We start from the raw sequence: 17,546 nt of genomic DNA on the forward strand, positions 1-17,546 counted from the left end.
GGACAGCACCCGAACCTAGCCAAACCCACACGGCTCCTCTTGCAGTTGCGGTGAAATAGTTCCCGCTTGGGCCATCTGGGCCGCAATACAGGAACTATTCCACCGCAAGTTATCTGAGGGCTAGAGATTGTAGGTGACTACTTGGGGCTCGGTGGGATTGACGAAGAGAGTCGGATCGGCCTGTTCCACGCGGACGAACTTGACGGTCACGGCCTCAAAGCCCGCCTTGTGTAGAACATCAGCGTAGACGCGCGCCTGCAGGACGTGCTTCTCCTGCAACTGTTCCGGCGTCTCGTCCGGTGTGCCGCCCGTCTTGTAGTCGATGACCAGCGCGCGTGACGGATCGGCCGGGTTCGTCGCCAAAGCGTCGATGGCGCCCTCGGCATAGGCACCGTAGCGAGCGATGTCCTCGTCCTCGCAGCCCAGCGAAAAGAACGGCACCTCGGCGCGAACGCACGGCCACGCGAGCAGGTCGGCACGAACGGCCGACTTGAGCCAGCGGTCCAGAGCAACGTCGAAGCGTTCGCGCTGCTCCGGCGTCAGGCGCCACTGGCGCGCCAGTGCATCGGCACGCGCGGCGGGCAGCGCATCGGCGCCCATCTCGATGAGCCACTGGCAGGCAGCGTGGAAGGCCGAGCCCAGCGCCATGGGGTTGCCGGCGGGCTCAACGGCGGCCACGTCTGCATCGGCCGTCTCGGAACCATCCGACTCCGCATCATCGCCAGCCTCGTCCATGGGCACGCGTGCCTCGGCGGCACGGTCCTCGGCCTCGGTATGCAGCGCCGCGGCAATTGACGAGTAGCTGTACGAATCGCGCGCCGGATACGGACAGATGCCCATGCGCACGCCCACCGCCTGGGGATACACGAGCTCAAACGCATCGGGCTCAGGGTCGGCAGGACCGGGAACGGCGGCGCGGGCATCTGCACCGGCGCCCTCCGGCTCCGCATCGCCACGGACAAGCCTGCCCTCGGCATCCAGTGAAGCGTTGGCCTCAAACGCCTGCTCGCCAAAGGTAAAATCCGCGAGCGAAATGAGCTCGTAGTCGCCCGGCTTGGAATTGTCAAACGTCAAACGGTCACTATCGAGCTGCGGCATGTCCAGAGCGTCGGTCGGCAAAATACGGCGCAGCACGTCGTAGGTCAGATCGGTCTCGACGTCGAAGGTCGGCGCCGTCACCTTGCCGCGGCTCACGCCGGCATCCATCGCCAAGATCACCAGCTCGCGCGCACGCGTCATGGCAACATAGAGCAAGCGGGCCCGCTCCTCGAGCGAAAGCTGCAGGTCATCGTTGCGCAGGCGAGCAAATGCCTCGGCGGGAGAACCCGTCGCGCAGACATCCTCCATGAGCTCCGGCGGCAGCCACAGCGACGTGCCCTTGCCCTTAAACGCATGCTCAAACTGCTTTTTGACGTCATCGCCCTTTACGAACGTGCCGTCCGCGAGTTTAATGCCGTCGAAGCGTGCCGGCAGCGCCACGACCTGCGCTCCGCCCTCAACGCGACCCATCTGTGCCGCACCCGAGGACTTACGCACGCCAAAGCACTCCGCGACCGCCACGACCGGATATTCCAGACCCTTGGAGGCATGCACCGTCATGATGCGCACCGCGCCGTCGCCCTCCTCGTTGAGGGCACCCGGGGCTTCCTTGCCCGCCAGGAAGCGATCGAAGGCAAGCGCGATGGAACGCGGCGAGTTGCCGAACTCGGCCTCCGCCTCGGCCACAGCGTCGAGCGCCTTGAGCACGTTGGCGGCAATGGCCTTGCCCTCGGGACCACGCTGTGCCAGACGCACAAACCAGCCGGAGGCGTTAACCACGTCGCGCGCGATGGCGGCGAACGAATCGCGGCCCACGCGACGAAGCGCATACCGCAGAACCTCGCGGGCGCGCGTCACGAGCGGCAGGCCCTGCAGGCCCGGCACGTCGAAATCGCTCATGATGCCTGCATCGATGTTGCGGCGCGAGGTCTCCCCCGTCTGCTCGTCGAGCTTGGTCGCAAGCGCCAAAAACTCCTGGGCGCCGAGTGCAAACATCGGCGATGCCAGCAGCGGCATAAGGCCCTGCGCCGTATCGGCCGGGTTGGCGAGCGCGCAGACCAGGGCGCGCACCGTCTGCACCTCGGCAGCCTGCGCAAAGACCGAGCCGCCCGCGATGACGCAGTCGAGCCCCTGGTCACGGAAGGCCTGTGCGTAGACGTCTGCGTTGGTCATGCGGCCCAGCAGCAGCACCATGCCGCCCTGGGGCTGGCCGGCATCGGCAAGCGCGCGGAATCGCTCGGCGATCGCACGGGCCTTGGCCTGTGTGCGCTCCTGCGTACTGCCGCCGGCAACAAAGAGGGCCTGGCGACGCGAGGCGTCTGCCACCAGCGTGTCCTTGCGGCCGTCGCTTGCCTCAAGGTCCAAAAAGCCCTGCATCAGGCCGCCGTCGTCGCCATCAAAGACGCGGGCCACATAGCGCAGTACCTCGTCATGACTGCGGAAGTTGCGTACGAGTTTGACGAGCTCGCCAGCAGGGGCGTCGGTCACGGCAGTCGCCTCGGGCGCGGCAGACGAGCCCACCTTGCGCTCCTGGCGGCGGAAGACCTCGACCTCGGCACCGCGGAAACGATAGATCGACTGCTGTGCATCGCCCACGGTACACAGCGCGCGCTCCCCCGCACCCGTCAGGTAGCGGATCAGATCGACCTGCATCTGGTCGGTATCCTGGAACTCGTCGATCATGACCATCTTAAAGCGGCCCTCGTATGCCGCTCGGATGGCAGGGTAATCGCGCAGGGCCTCGTAGGCCATACGCAGCAGGTCGTTGTTGTCGAGGGCAGACTGGCCGGCCTTCAGCGCGCGATACTCAGCCTCTACAGAGCGGGCCAAGCCCACCAGCGCATCGAGCGCCGGACCACCGCAAGCCAGCACGATATTGATAAATGCATCGGCGGCCTCGGCCTTGAGCAGCTCGACCTGCTCCTTAGGAAATGCCTTGCTCGCCCGTGGCATGGTGCACGACATCATGAGTCGCGCCGCATCGGCCATGGTCTTGCCGCTCGCCTCGAACGCATCGATGGCGTCGAGTGCCACCTGTGCCTTCTCGGTCGCGGCCTTGCTCGCACCCAGTGCTGCGCGATATGCATCGGCAAGCGCCGAGGTGTCGGCCTGTCCGCGCGCCACATGCACGTCGTCCATGCCGCCCGGCAGCTGGCTCGAGAGCTCCAGCAGCTCGCGCACCAGACCCTTGATGGTGGTGCCGGCACCAAACGGCCCGCCCTCGCCCGCCATGGGATACCAGGCGTAAAGGGCCTTGAGCGAGGCGGCGAGCTCGGGGGCGGCATCGGGCGCCGTCGCGCGGGCCAGCACATGCTCAACAGCCTGGTCCATAAGCTCGTCGGTATCGGTGAGCACTGTGAACTCGGGATCGATGCCCAGCTCCAACGCGTGTGCGCGCAGGATACGCGAGCACATGCCGTGAATGGTCGAGATCCACGCGTCGTCGACAGTCAGTGCTTCCTCGTCCATGCCCTCGTCGATAAGCGCACGGCGCACTCGGTCGCGGATCTCGGCCGCGGCATCTTTGGTAAAGGTAATGGCGAGCACCTGGTCCAGATGCTCAACGAACGGACCGGATTCGGGCGAGAGCGCATAGACGATGCGGCGCGTGAGGGTAAAGGTCTTGCCCGAACCGGCGCCCGCTGAGACAAACAGCGGACGGTCGAGCGTTTTGACGATCTGCAGCTGTTGCGGCATCAAAGTCGAAAGATCCATGGTCTACACGCCCCTCCTTACAAACGTTCCTTCGTGGTTATACGAGCAGCGCGCATGCGCGGCCTGAGCCGACGTCGGGTCGACGGCGGCAACGTTGCCTGCCTCGAGCTCGCGCAGGCGCTCGGCAATGCCGGCCTCCACGCGATCGAGCAGGGCGTCGAAGTCCATGCTGCCACCCTCGCCGGGGAAACCTTTCTTAAGGCCCGGGATGCGACCGTCGCCGCGCTCTTCCTCGAGCAGCTCGGCGCTCGCGGCACCGCGCAACGCCGGCTTGCCACCCTTGGTCGAAAAGTAGAGCGCCGCGCGGGTGTCCAAATCCAGCGCCCGGCGCATGGCCTGGGCGTAGATGAGCGTTTGGGTATGTGGCGGCAACCAGCGCGGATCGTCGATGGGCGCCGTGCCCGATTCCTCGTCGCGCACCGTAGGGTCGGCGAGCTTAAACTCCTCAACGCCCGTGCGATGCTTGTAGTCGATCACCACGGCACGATTCTCGGCGTCCACGTCCACGCGGTCGATGCGACCGCCAAGCGGCCAACCGGCATACTCGACCTTGAGCTCGTTGAAGGCGAACTCCAGGTAGCGCGGGGCAAAGGGGGCAAGTGCTTCGGACTCGTAGGCAAGCACGCCCTCCAGCTGCGGCAAGATCTCGGCCACCTGGCGCTCCTCCACCGCAGAGAGCGGCACCAGCGGGCCCTCCGTGCCTCGCTTGCCGGCGTGCTCGGCCAACGTCTCGTCAAAGACCTCGCGCAGCAGCTCCTGAGCGCGCGGCAGATTCTCGGGCGTCACGCGCTCCATGCCCTCCTGGGGCAGACGGGCGTGCAGGTGCTCCAGCACGTCGTGGACAAAGTTGCCCTTCTCCATATTGCCAAAGCCGGCGTCGATCGACTGGGGCTTCACGCGGTACGAGACGAACCAGCATAGCGGGCACGTCGAGTACGCCTCAATCTGCGAGGCGGACGTCAGGCGCGGCACGAGCGGCGCGTTCTCGCCCTCGCCATCGCGGCGACGCAGGACCAGGTACGGCACAGCCGCCTCACTCAAATGCTGAGGGGCCTCGCACGCGACGCGCTTGCACTCGATGCCCTCGCCGGCCGCTGGATCAAAATCGGCAACGATACCGCCCTCGCCCACGCACGCAACCTTGGCGGCGCCAGTGGCCTCGGCGTGCGCCCGCAACTCGGTCCACACGGCAGCCGGATAGCACTCGCGCGCTTGGCGATCGTGGGTCACGCGGGCAAGCGCAACCGGACCGCGCGCGGCCTGCATCGCGCGGCCAAAGCGCACGCGCAGCAGGGCCGCGGGCTCAAGCGTCACACCGCTGCGCCCCAGCTCGGCCGTCAGCGTGGCCAGCGGTCCCTCCTCGTGTGAGAGCGGATAACTGTCCAGATCGACGTCGGCAAACAGCACGGCATCGTAGCTATCGGGGCGCAGGGCTGCCGCATCGGTAAGCGACGCAAAGCGCACCTGGGCGCGCGGCGCGCGGTCGACCTCGTAGGTCTCGTAATCGTATGCGGTACTGCGCTTGTCCACCTTGGTACGAACGTCGTCGAGCACGGGCACGGTCGCGGCCTGCGACACGTCGAGCGTACGGGCATCGTTCATAAGGATGTCGATGACATGTCGCAGCAGGGCGGTCTCCACCTGGCGACGAGCCTGACCGTCAAGGCCTCCAAGGGCGCGATCGGGCAACGCCTCGGCAACGGCGAGCATTGCCTTGAGCGCCGTCACGGGTTTGTCGCGCCACAGCGCTTGGAACACGTCCGAAACCACGCACGGCACGTTCTTAAACCAGTTATCATCACTGGCGGCCTTGCGCGTGCCCCTGACCTGGCCCTGCACGCTCTGCAGCAGGCTTTTGACGGCCGTGGTGGTCTTGCCGCGCGACAGGCGCATGTTCTTGTCGAAGGTGCGCGCGCTGGCAGCATCGGCACCCGAAAGCGGACTGTAAATCCAGTCGGTAAGCTCCGGAGCGGGCCACCACTCGGTCTTGGAAGCGGTGCCCTCGTCAGCGGCCTTCATGCGCTCGATTAGATTGGCGAGCGCCGTGAACTGCCTGCCCGCGATGGATTGGGAAAACGCCGTGAACTCGGTTGTCTCAGCAGCAATGTGACGCGCCGCCAAACGGGCAGCGAGTTCACCGAACAGCTGGGGCGCCCGGGCAGACACCACGAGCACGCGCACGGGGTCCGCGGACGCCGTGGCACCGCCGTCGACCGCGGCGTCCTCACACGTTTTTACCAGCTCATCGATTGCATCCACATAGGCGTGGGCGCGGGCGTGAGGACCGGCAACCTCTACAAAGGTAGGCTGAGCGGCGGACTTGGAGGCAGTCTGGGGCGCGGCGGCACCCTCCCCCAGCGGCGCAGCCTCAAACAGCACACCGCGGGCATCAAAGGCGGCAGCAAGCTCCTCGCGCATTGCCGCCTGCTCGCGGGCAAGCAGCACAACGACCTCTCCCCCATTGTTCGCCACGGCCGACAGCAGCTCGAGCAAGCCGTGCGTAAACGACGTGATACCGCGCACACATACCGCGCGGGCGCACGCCGGAAGGTTGTCGGCCAGCACCTCGGCCATAAGGTCAGCCGCCTCGCAGGGCTCGACCATGTCTCGACGGTCCAAGCCGCTCGCATAGGAACTCAACAGCTCGAACACGCGAGCCTCGGCGTCGCTCTTGGGATCGGGCTGGCAAACGTCGCCGCGGCAGCGCTCGGCACCCGTTCCCGCTACGCCCGGCAGCACATCGCGGGCCATGCGCGCGAGCATGCGCACCGTGCCCTGACTGCGCGAAAGCGGCTGCAGGTCGGCATCGTCGCGACGGGCGATCATGTCCGAGAACAGCATCTGGCGCTGCATGTTGTCGACGAAGCTGCGGCCATCGCCCATAAGCTCCCACAGCGAACGAAGCCACGACGCGGGGGTTTTGTAGTCAACGCCCAGCGAGGCGCCAGCAACCGCGGCATCGTGACGGCACACGTCGAGCTCGGCAAACGAGGGCGCCAGCATAACGGCACGCCCGTGGCGGGCAACCAGGTCGGCGAGCAACGCCGCCTCGGCATCGCTCAAGTCCGTACCGGTATTGGTGGTATAGATTCGAACAGGCATGGTCCTCCACTCAAACCGTTCGCAATAATCAATGCATCCATCCTACCCGCCCACGCGGACAGATTTGCCCCACGCCAACAGATTTGATCCCTCGGGGACGGAGGAAAACGGATCACGGAGGGGGCTAGTCTAACCCAGTAATCCGTTTTCCTCCGTCCCCGAGGGATCAAAAAACCGCCCCCGAAGGGACGGTTCTGCGCAATTCGTTTTTGCCTCTGGCCTACTCGCCATCCTCCAGTTTGATGAGGATCTTGCGATAGCCACCGTACTCGCCATTAAGCGCCTTGGACACGCGGCTCACCGTGGTGGACGAAGCGCCGGTGCGGGCCTGAACCTCAACATAGGGCTCGCCCTCGTCCAGATAACGCGCGACCTGCAGGCGCTGAGAAAGATCGCAGATCTCGCGCGGCGTGCAGATATCGGTTAAAAACGCCTGGATATCGTTCTCGTCATCCAAAAGACTAAATGCGTGGACCAGCTGCTTGACATCAGGCTTGTCAAACATGTTCTCGATATTCATCGATCACCGCCAAACCCGCCAAAAGGCATCGAAGTTGATACTGACATCGGGCATCGTTCGCCCGTAAATATGCAATAAAACTATGCATAGGCCATTTGCCCGTAGCAGTGTAGCACACCACCAAACTAAAGTGACAAGACTCTCTGTCAGCGGCACGTTTTTCAGGACGAACGCCGTTTAGAAACCGAATGCGCACGTAAGCTCCACGAATATTTGAGACAATGGGCGCCCAAACACCGCGGCGCGCCCGCGCAACCATCCAAGTCGCCGCCGCAAGCCGCTTCACGCGACGCCAGCAACCCCGGCGCAAGAAAGGATTCACGCCATGCGCTTTATGCTTAACTGGCTCTTCACCTCGATCGCCATCGCGATCGCCACGTTCCTCGTCCCCGGTATCCAACCCTTCGGCTTTGCCGAGGCCTGGGTCTGCTTTGCCTTTGTGGGACTGTTCCTCAACATCGTCGATTCGTTCGTCAAACCGTTCCTCACGGTCATCTCGCTGCCGCTCACGATCATCACGCTCGGCATTTTCCAGCTCGTGCTCAACAGCTTTATGCTGGAGCTCGCCAGCTACCTGTCGGTCAACCTGTTGGGCGTCGGCATCTCCATCGCCGGCTTTGGCTCGGCCTTTATGGGCAGCATCCTAGTGTCCATCATGCGCAGCATCCTCGATAGTATTGCCGAGGACTAAAACGGCCATTCCGACCGTGTCTGTCTCAACAGCCCAAAACGAAGGCCGCCCATCGCAAAAATGGGCGGCCTTCTTATTTGTCAAGTCTCAGAGGGCAAGAAAATCTACCATTTCTACCCCGTCCCCAAATGGCAGGTGTGGGCTAGATGACGTAGTCGAAGCCTTCGCTGGGGGCGACAAGTTGATCGAGCGTCACGCCGTCGAGGTAATCGTTGATGAGCTTGTCCAGGTTCTTCCACACGTCGAGCGTGGGGCACTCATCAGATCGCGAGCAACCCTTGCAGTCGCCATCCAGGCAGGCGACCGGCGCCAGGCTGCCCTCGGTCAGGCGCAAGATCTCGCCCACCGTGTACTGCTCGGGCGGGCGCGTGAGCACGTAGCCGCCGCCCTTGCCACGCATGCCCGAGAGCATGTTGGCGCGCACGAGCGTAGCCAAGATGTTCTCGAGATATTTCTCGGAAATCCCCTGTCGCGCCGCAATCTCTTTGAGCGGGATGCGACCGGCCGCCTGGTGCTCGGCCAGGTCAACCATAACGCGCAGGGCATATCTGCCCTTAGTAGAAACCAACATATATAGTGCTGCCTTTCGGTCTTTTAGTCCGTTGAAATTCTAGCCGAAAAATTGGCTTTTGAAATACCCGTTCCGGTCAAGATGGTTAATCGACTCGTAATAATCTTCTATTTCCTATTGCATTACTAGGCTTTAGTGTCTACTATGCTTGCCAACAGCTAAACGAACAACCTATAAGGTTTATGGGTTTAGCTGCTAGACACGCCGTAAAACCACACGGCAACCAGCTACTTGAACACTTTGGAGGTTCACCATGAGCAAGGTTTACACGTCCATCGATCAGCTTATCGGCCACACCCCGCTTCTGGAGCTCACCCACTTTGAGGCCGACGAGGACCTCAAGGCTCGCGTGCTCGTCAAACTGGAATACTTCAACCCCGCCGGATCCGTTAAAGACCGCGTCGCCAAGAACATGATTGACGAGGCCGAGAAGACAGGCAAGCTCGTGCGCGGCGGCGACTACACCATCATCGAGCCCACGAGCGGCAACACCGGCGTCGGCATCGCCTCGGTGGCGGCCGCCCGCGGCTACAAGGTGATCATCACCATGCCCGAGACCATGTCCGTCGAGCGCCGCAAGTTGATGCAGGCATACGGTGCGCAGCTCGTGCTCACTGACGGCTCCAAGGGCATGAAGGGCGCTATCGCCAAGGCCGAGGAGCTGCAGAAGGAGACTCCCAACAGCATCATCGCCGGCCAGTTTGTGAACCCCGCGAACCCGGCCATTCACAAGGCCACGACCGGCCCCGAGATCTGGGACGACACCGACGGCAAGGTCGACATCTTCGTCGCCGGCGTTGGCACCGGTGGCACCGTGACCGGCGTGGGCGAGTTCCTCAAGGAGCAGAACCCCGAGATTAAGGTCGTCGCCGTCGAGCCCGCCACCTCCCCGGTGCTCTCTAAGGGCCAGGCCGGCCCGCACAAGATCCAGGGCATCGGCGCCGGCTTTGTGCCCGACGTCCTCGACACCCAGGTCTATGACGAGATCATTCCCGTCGAGAACGACGACGCCTTTGCGACCGGCCGCGCCGTGGGCCACAAGGAGGGCGTGCTCGTGGGCATTTCGTCCGGTGCCGCCGTGTGGGCCGCATTGCAGCTGGCCAAGCGCCCCGAGAACGAGGGCAAGACCATCGTGGCGCTGCTCGCCGACACCGGTGAGCGTTACCTGTCCACGGCGCTCTTCCAGGACTAAGGGCCCGTCACTTGTCGATAGGCCCAAGGCACGCCGGTCTACCCTCTCTTCTGGCGGCCTGAGCTCATCCCAACAGGGTGTCCCACGAGACGTCCGAACTTGCTACAATGTCTGCGGCGCGGAACCAGCCTCCCGCGCCGCTTTTCTTTTTTGGCCACATGCCACCAAGGAGAACCTCCCCATGCACAACAAGCGCGTGCTCGTCGCCATGAGCGGCGGCGTCGATTCCAGCGTGACCGCGTACCTGCTCAAAAGTCAGGGCTACGAATGCGTCGGCGCAACCATGCGCCTCACCTGCCCCGCGCCCGATCCCACCACGGGCATGAGTAAGGTCGACCGCGACATCGCCGATGCAAAGGCCGTCGCCGAGCGCCTGGGGATCCCCCACCATGTGCTCGACCTGCAGCAGACCTTCGACCGCAACGTGATCGAGCGCTTTGTGAACGCCTATCAGGAGGGGCTGACGCCCAATCCGTGCATTATCTGCAACCGCCACATTAAGTTTGGCGCGCTGCTCGATGCGGCGCTGGACATGGGCTGCGACTACATCGCAACGGGACATTACGCCAAAACAAGCCAGGCGGCAGACGGCACCTGGCAGCTACATCGCGGCGAAGATCCCAAAAAGGACCAGAGCTACTTTTTGTATTCGCTTACGCAGGAGCGCCTGGCGCACACGATCTTTCCGCTGGCGGGCCTAGACAAAGAGCGCGACGTGCGCCGCATAGCCGCCGAGCAGGGCTTTACCAACGCCCAGAAGGCCGAAAGCGAGGATATCTGCTTTATTCCAGACGGTGACTACGCGGACTATATCGAGCGCCGCTGCGGACATACCGCTGCACCGGGCGACATTGTGTGGCGCGACGGCAGCGTGGTCGGGCGCCACAATGGCGCGCTGCGCTATACCATCGGCCAGCGCAAGGGCCTGGGCGTCGCGATGGCGCACCCCGTGTATGTGACGGGCATCGACGCCGCCAACAACACCGTGCATCTGGGCGAGGCCGAGGACCTGACCGCCGTTGCCCTCACGGCCGATGAGTGGATCTGGAGCGCGCCGGACGCACGCATGGAGGCGGAGCTCGACGCCGGCGGCATTCGCGTAGGTGCCAAGTACCGCTACCGTCAGAAAGACCAGGCAGCGACCCTTACGCGTGACGAAGACGGGCAAATGCTACTAACTTTTGACGAGCCACAACGAGCCATCGCCCCCGGCCAAGCCGTTGTAGTCTACCGCGGCGACATCGTCCTGGGCGGCGGTACCGTGACCGGCGCCATCAAATAACAGCACTCCTAGATAAGTTGCGGTGAAATAGGGACTGTTTAAGCGTTTCAAGCCGCTAAACAGTCCCTATTTCACCGCAACTTTGTTAAGTATTATGATGTTTGTGCTTGATATATTTAACGATTAGAATACTTAACGAGGTGATGCAGCAGATGAGTACTTCCAACTATATAACCATGGGTGACGCCGCGCGCCTGCTGGGCGTTACGAAGGCCCGTATATCGCAACTGGCTGCATCGGGAACGCTCGCGTGCGATATCGTCGGTGGGCGGAAAATGGTTCAGTACGATTCCGCGATTGGTTATCAAAAGGTCCGTAAGCGTGGGCGCCGTCCCGCAGCTGACGTAGGGCGCAAGTTCACGTTGATGTCAGCCGACCACGAGGTCGCGCATGTCTCGTTTGATCCAACGCGCGAGTTTTCCTTTGAAATTGCCGACATACTCGATGCACGAAGGATGCCGTTTGGCACGTGCTCGAGTTCTTCTCCAACGGTGAATAAACGAGCACTCAACACGTGGTGGAGTCACCGGTCGGTGCCCGACGTCCGCCCCGGACTCATCTCGCGCTATCGCGAGCTGGGAATTGACAGCGGTATTGAAGTGCCCGTTCGTTGCCTGGGTTTTTCGCTTTCGGATTGCTATTGGCTAAGACCGGTCGACTGCGACGAGCTCAATTGGCAGCACCTCAATTACTTCGAAAACAATTTTGAACGGTCGGCACCCGAGCATCGTTCAGGCTGGCTTGAGGGCATCGGACTCAAAAATCCTGACAATACGTCCGAGGGCGAGCTCCCCAAATCCTGGATGATCCGCAATGGCGTTCGCATCCTGGTTAAAGGATGCGAAATGGACGATCAGCGACCGTTTAACGAGGCGGTTGCAACAGCTCTACATCGGCGTCTGCTATCCAAAGGTGAGTTTGTTCCCTATACGGTCGAGCGCATGTTCGACGGGCCCGTATGCCTATGCGATGACTTTCTTAATGGCCGTGAGGAATACGTGCCGGCCGCTTATATCAGGGACGCACTCGGTGGCCAGCGAGGAAACTCAACATACGATCGATACTGTCGCTATCTTGGCAGACACGGGGCTGACGAAGCCGCGGTAAGAAAATCCATGTCGCAGATGATTGTCTGCGATGCCCTCCTGGCCAACAGCGACCGCCACTGGCGAAACTTCGGCATCATCCGCAATGTCGACACACTAGAAATGCGGCCTGCACCGCTGTTCGACAGTGGCAATTGCCTGTGGTACAACGTGCCAACCGCCGTGCTCGTTGCCGGGGAGTTTGGATTTGCCGCCAAACCGTTTGGTCCGGACCCTTCCACTCAGCTAGCATTTGTTGACTCGCTCGATTGGTTCGATGCGTCGCATCTCGATGGGTTCGTCGACGAGGCATTCGAAATCCTCTCACAAAGCGCATGGGCAACAGCAGGCAATCGCCTCAAGGCCATCCGCCGCGGTCTCGAGCGCCGCATGATAGAGGTAAGCGCCGCCGTTGAGGTACTACGTCACGTGCAGAGATAACAGCACTGCCCCCTAAGTTGCGGTGAAATAGGGACTGTTTTCGCATTTAAAACGCTTAAACAGTCCCTATTTCACCGCAACTTACAGAGGGCGGCCTCGGTCGGTACTGCTGTGCCAGCCGAGGCCGCTGCATCGTTAGCGCTGCACGTAGGCGCGAACCAGCTCGTAGGTATTGCGCACGCCGTCGATGTGGCTGCGCTCGTAGTTGTGGCTCGCGTACACGCCGGGGCCAATCAGGCCGTGACGGATATCGTAGCCGGCAGAGAGCGTGGCCTCGACGTCGGAACCGTAGTGCGGGTACACGTCGATGGCGTAGTCGAGCTCGAGCTCGCGCGCGATATTGGACAGCGTGGTCACCAGATCGTAGTTGTAGGGGCCACCCGAATCCTTGGCGCAAATCGACACCATGCGCTCGGTGCAGCCCAGGTCGTCGCCCACGCAGCCCATGTCAACGCTGATCATCTCGCGCGTGTCGGCCGGCACGAAGGCGCCGCCGTGGCCGACCTCCTCGTACACGGTAAAGAGCAGCGACACCTTGCGCGAAAGCGACACCTCGCCGTCAGCAACGGCGCGGGCCAGACCCAGCAGAATCGACGCCGACAGTTTGTCATCCAGGAAGCGGCTCTTGATGTAGCCGCTCTCCGTCACCGTGGTACGCGGATCCATAGCGATGATGTCGCCGGTCTGAATGCCCAGCTCAAGCACATCGTCCTTGCTATCGACGTTCTCGTCGAGCAAGATCTCCATGTTCTTCTCGATGGCCTTGACCGGCTCATCGGCCACATGCGCCGAAGGCTCGGTATTGAGGACCACACCCGTGTACACATTGCCGTCACGCGTGTAGACGGTGCAGTTCTCGCCATCGGCCGTAGACCACTGATGCCCGCCGAGCGTCGTGGGACGCAGGCGGCCATTGTCCTTGATGGAGCGCACCATGGCGCCCAGGGTGTCGACATGACTCGCCAACACAAGCGGCTCACCCTCGCCGCCAAGCTCGACCAGCACGTTGCCCTTATTGGAACGCTCGGGGCCAAAGCCCATATCGCGCAACGTTTCCATTAGATAATCAGTCGCCGCACGGGTATAGCCCGTAGGCGAAGCAATAGAAGTCAGCGTCTTAAGCTGTCCCGCGATATAGGAGAGCGTCTCCTCTAGAGAAGCATCGATATTGGAACCCATATGCATCCTTCCAAATAAAACTAAGACCGAATCCCGATTTTAACCGTTCTACACGTGCGATGCCCTAGAAGCCGAGCCACCTCCAGACGTCCTCGCGCCGATTTTGCGCACGCGCACGGTTTATAATCCGAATTGTGCATAAAGCTTTTCGATTTCTGCATAAATATAGGGCATCCTTTTGCTTCGTCTCAGGGTACCCTACCTTGGACCGTGCAAAAAACGGAGTATTCTGCACCGCGGCCCCCAACGGCCCCATCACAAACGACAAAACGACGCGGCTACAGCAAGGTTGCAGGTCGTCGCAAAGCAGAAACTGCAGCGACAACCCCTCCGGTCATCGATAGTCCGTCCGCAATGGCTGTCGATGGGCGCCTGCGGACCACTACGGCCCATTCACAACGCTATGCATTTTTCAGAGTCTGCTGAATACTCCCAAAAATGCACGCTGGGAAGTGCACCACCTATCCGCAGCGGGCGGTATGCCTTGGCTTTACCCATCTCGGGGCATCGACGCGGCACAAAAAGCCCCGCCGCGCGTAGCGCGGCGGGGCCAGCGGCAAGTCAAAAGACTATATGCCTACGGGCGAAGGACCACCAAACTGGGCTAGGCAGCCGGGCAGATCTTCTTGAAGAGCTCGATGACATCGTCGAGCGTCGCCTCGCGCGGGTTGCCCGGGAAGCAGGCATCGGCCATGGCGTCCTTGGCCAGGACCTCGATCTCGTCAGCCTTCATGGCCTCGCAGACGTGCGGGATGTCCACGTCGGCGGAAAGCTGCTTGACGGCGGCGATAGCGGCGTCGGCAGCCTCGTCGGTGCTCATGCCCGTGGTGTCAACGCCCATGGCGACGGCGACCTTGGCCAGGCGCTCGGTGCAAACCGGCTTGTTGAACTCCATGGCGATCGGCAGCAGCATGGCGCAGGCGACGCCGTGCGGGGTGTCGTAGTGAGCGGACAGGGTGTGAGCCATGGCGTGGTCGATGCCCAGGCCGACATTGGAGAAGCCCATGCCGGCGACATACTGGCCAAGAGCCATACCCTCACGACCGGAGCCGGGCTTGCCGGACTTGGCCTCGGCGACGGAGTCGCGCAGGTTCTCGCTGATCAGCTTAATAGCCTCAAAGTGGAACATGTCGGAGAGCTCCCAAGCGCCCTTGGTGGTGTAGCCCTCGATGGCGTGGGTCAGAGCGTCCATGCCGGTAGAGGCGGTCAGGCCGGCGGGCATGGAGGCCATCATATCGGGGTCGACGACGGCGACCTCGGGGGCGTCGTTGGTGTCGACGCACACGAACTTGCGGACCTTCTCGGGGTCGGTGATGACGTAGTTGATGGTCACCTCGGCGGCGGTACCGGCAGTCGTCGGCACAGCGATGGTGAACACGGCGTGGTTCTTAGTGGGAGCAACGCCCTCGAGGCTGCGGACATCGGCGAACTCGGGGTTGTTGATGATGATGCCGATGGCCTTAGCGGTATCCATGGAGGAGCCGCCACCGATGGTCACGATAGCATCAGCCTCGGCGGCCTTAAAGGCCTCGACGCCGTCCTTGACGTTCTGGATAGTGGGATTGGGCTTGATCTCGGAGTAGAGGCTCCAAGCAATGCCGGCAGCGTCGAGCTCGTCGGTCACCTTAGCGGTAACGCCAAACTTGACGAGATCGGGGTCGGAGCAGACGAAGATCTTCTTGTAGCCGCGACGCTGGAGCTCGCCGGGGATCTCCTTGATGGCGCCGGAACCATGATAAGAGATGGTGTTGAGAACGAAACGATTAGCCATTGATAGCCTCCCATCGTGTGCGGGACACCTATTTACGCCCCGCGCTATAAGTTCCATCCTAACGCTTTTGAAACAAAAAAGCGTGAGAACGTCAAAAGTGTTAAAGCGTTTCAACAGAATAACGGAGCCCTAGTCCTTCCCTCCCGACAGCAGCGAAGGCTAGATTATAGGAGCAATCGCCCAAAGAATACGACCGACTCAGTCTATAAATTGTTTCTGTTTTAGCAATATATGTTTGACAATACGTTTATAAAAAGATACTTTGTATTGAATAACATGCATGCAGCAAATAACGTCATTCATTTTGTTAGAAATTGCCCATGCGGTTATTGCAGCTGCATCTACTGCAACGTACAGCGTAATTCTCCGCACGAAGCAGAAGACGGTTCCAATTCGATCGAGGCGATGACACATGGTGGCTAGTGGTCCTAAATCGAGCAAGACGGCTACAAACGAATATCAAATCTCAATTGAAGGTAACCCTTATCCGCATACTCTGGCTCTCATCAACCCAGCGGGAGACAACCTCAACATCAAAAAACATGGGTTCACGGGTCCACTAGGACAGCTATTGAGTCTTAAATATACCGTTTATGACGATGCAAACGAAAAACTCTTCACTGTCGTCGACGGCGGTTTTAGCAACATGCCCAGGGTTGCGCTCATCATCGAACACGAGGAAGTTGCGGTGTTTGATTATGGCCTAAACAGACTTGAGATGAAGTGCGTAACGAACATACCGAATTACACAATAAAAGGTAACTTCCTATTTGGAGATTACGATATATTCAGCCAACGAGAAGTGAAACTATCTTCAGTTATCGTCCTTCAATGTGATAAACAATCGTGCTTTAGCATACAGGTTTTGGATAAAGCCGAATTAGCCGCCGCAATTGGAATACCTACAGCCATTGCCCTTCTTAGGGCTCGGATTGAAGAGCATCTCGAATAAATCGCAAAAAGCAGTTTGTAACAACATTCAGGAGCTAGATAGTTTTTCTGGCTCCTGAATGTTGTAACGAACATGCACCTTAGCGCTTAAGACTCGCGGTCTGCCAGTCAGCTATGATGCGGGCCCATTTCCTGTGCAAATCGCGCTCGCGGTCGATGAACATGATGGCAAACGCGACAAACAGCAGCAAACTCGCCACGACGATGGCGTGCAGCCCCATGCGCTCAATACACCAGTTGCCCAGCACGGCGCCAAACACAAAGGTAAAGATCACGCCAAAGTACAGCAGGCCGTTTTCCAAAAAGCCGCGCCTGTGGGTGATGATGTAATCGTCCACGTTTTGCAGCGCGTTGCGCAAGTTGCCGATGCACATGGTCGTAGCGATGCCGTGACCGTGGATCTTGCGGAAGCTCTCGACCTGCATGCCGCAGGCAAACGAGGTGAGGCAGTTGGCGAGCAGGTTGTAACCGCCACCGGGGATAAAGCTCACGCCCAGCAAGATGACGGCTTCAAAGAACACCGTCACTTGGCGCCAGTGAATCACGCTGCCAAACCGTTCGTGTACCAGGTCGGCAAGCATAATACCCACGGCAAACGACACCACAGGGAAGAAGTAGCGCCCCGCAAGTGCCCAGTTGCCCTCCGAGATGCTCACGCCCACGAGCAGGATGTTGCCTGTCTGCGCGTTGGCGAAAACATGATCGCGCCCAATGTACGAATAGACGTCCATAAAGCCACCGGCGAGCGCCAAGATAATGCCCAGCTCGATGGACTCCGATATCTGTTTGGCACGCTGCATCGTCGTGCATCCTCCTTGTTGACGACTCTCTCGTGCGTTGGCGGAAACATAGCCGCCGTTCATACTGTAACCCATTGACAACATGGCGTGCGCGCGAGACGGGTTCTCCAACGCGCAGATACACAGTCTGGAAACAAACAGCGGGCGCGGCGCCGACACCCGACGCCTCGTGTACTCCACCAGTCTTTTTAGCGCCGTCCCAAAAAGA

Annotated in this window: 12 protein-coding genes; 5 read left to right on the top strand and 7 right to left on the bottom strand. The window is 60.9% G+C overall.

What is annotated here, in order from left to right; translation table 11 throughout:
* Positions 1 to 120 precede the first annotated feature (120 nt).
* From GXM19_RS04645 to GXM19_RS04655, 3 genes are all read right to left on the bottom strand, one after another.
* Positions 121 to 3,753, bottom strand: a complete 3,633-nt coding sequence (locus GXM19_RS04645) for a UvrD-helicase domain-containing protein (protein WP_006235368.1) — start codon at positions 3,751 to 3,753, stop codon at positions 121 to 123.
* Positions 3,754 to 3,756: 3 nt separating this feature from the next.
* Entirely contained in the window at positions 3,757 to 6,855 is a 3,099-nt protein-coding gene (locus tag GXM19_RS04650) for a PD-(D/E)XK nuclease family protein (RefSeq protein ID WP_006235367.1), read from the bottom strand.
* A 220-nt stretch (positions 6,856 to 7,075) separates the two neighbouring features.
* Positions 7,076 to 7,375 (bottom strand): YerC/YecD family TrpR-related protein, encoded by a 300-nt coding sequence (locus GXM19_RS04655; RefSeq protein ID WP_006235366.1) that lies wholly within the window; start codon positions 7,373 to 7,375, stop codon positions 7,076 to 7,078.
* A gap of 325 nt (positions 7,376 to 7,700) precedes the next feature.
* Between GXM19_RS04655 and GXM19_RS04660 the strand changes: the two genes are divergently transcribed.
* Entirely contained in the window at positions 7,701 to 8,066 is a 366-nt protein-coding gene (locus GXM19_RS04660; protein WP_006235365.1) for a phage holin family protein, read from the top strand.
* 142 nt (positions 8,067 to 8,208) lie between these two features.
* On the opposite strand, the gene GXM19_RS04665 is transcribed toward GXM19_RS04660, so the two are convergent.
* A complete protein-coding gene (locus tag GXM19_RS04665) occupies positions 8,209 to 8,637 on the bottom strand; it encodes an RrF2 family transcriptional regulator (RefSeq protein WP_006235363.1) in 429 nt (142 codons plus the stop codon).
* A 253-nt stretch (positions 8,638 to 8,890) separates the two neighbouring features.
* Between GXM19_RS04665 and cysK the strand changes: the two genes are divergently transcribed.
* The 3 genes from cysK (at position 8,891) to GXM19_RS04680 (ending at position 12,637) form a co-directional block, all read left to right on the top strand.
* The gene (gene cysK / locus GXM19_RS04670) at positions 8,891 to 9,829 is read left to right on the top strand and encodes a cysteine synthase A (RefSeq protein ID WP_006235362.1); all 939 of its coding nucleotides are present in this window, start codon (positions 8,891 to 8,893) and stop codon (positions 9,827 to 9,829) included.
* Positions 9,792 to 11,111 carry a tRNA 2-thiouridine(34) synthase MnmA gene (gene mnmA, locus GXM19_RS04675; protein ID WP_256637907.1) on the top strand — a complete coding sequence of 440 codons (1,320 nt, stop codon included), beginning with the start codon at positions 9,792 to 9,794 and terminating at the stop codon, positions 11,109 to 11,111. The genes cysK and mnmA overlap by 38 nt, the downstream gene beginning before the upstream one ends.
* Positions 11,112 to 11,263: 152 nt before the next feature.
* Positions 11,264 to 12,637, top strand: a complete 1,374-nt coding sequence (locus GXM19_RS04680; RefSeq protein ID WP_147293053.1) for a DNA-binding protein — start codon at positions 11,264 to 11,266, stop codon at positions 12,635 to 12,637.
* 135 nt (positions 12,638 to 12,772) lie between these two features.
* Here the strand turns inward: GXM19_RS04680 and GXM19_RS04685 are convergent, their stop codons facing one another.
* The gene (locus GXM19_RS04685) at positions 12,773 to 13,816 is read right to left on the bottom strand and encodes a M42 family metallopeptidase (RefSeq protein ID WP_006235358.1); all 1,044 of its coding nucleotides are present in this window, start codon (positions 13,814 to 13,816) and stop codon (positions 12,773 to 12,775) included.
* Positions 13,817 to 14,420: 604 nt separating this feature from the next.
* On the bottom strand, positions 14,421 to 15,587 hold the full coding sequence (gene fucO, locus GXM19_RS04690; protein ID WP_006235357.1) for a lactaldehyde reductase: 1,167 nt from the start codon (positions 15,585 to 15,587) through the stop codon (positions 14,421 to 14,423).
* A 412-nt stretch (positions 15,588 to 15,999) separates the two neighbouring features.
* On the opposite strand from fucO, the gene GXM19_RS04695 reads away from it, so the two are divergent.
* Positions 16,000 to 16,539, top strand: coding sequence for an LURP-one-related/scramblase family protein (locus GXM19_RS04695; protein WP_006235355.1), 540 nt, complete (start codon positions 16,000 to 16,002; stop codon positions 16,537 to 16,539).
* A 79-nt stretch (positions 16,540 to 16,618) separates the two neighbouring features.
* Here GXM19_RS04695 and GXM19_RS04700 read toward each other — a convergent pair whose 3' ends face one another.
* A complete protein-coding gene (locus GXM19_RS04700) occupies positions 16,619 to 17,338 on the bottom strand; it encodes a YoaK family protein (RefSeq protein ID WP_006235354.1) in 720 nt (239 codons plus the stop codon).
* Positions 17,339 to 17,546 lie beyond the last annotated feature (208 nt).

Source organism: Collinsella aerofaciens ATCC 25986 (assembly GCF_010509075.1).
GTDB lineage: Bacteria > Actinomycetota > Coriobacteriia > Coriobacteriales > Coriobacteriaceae > Collinsella > Collinsella aerofaciens.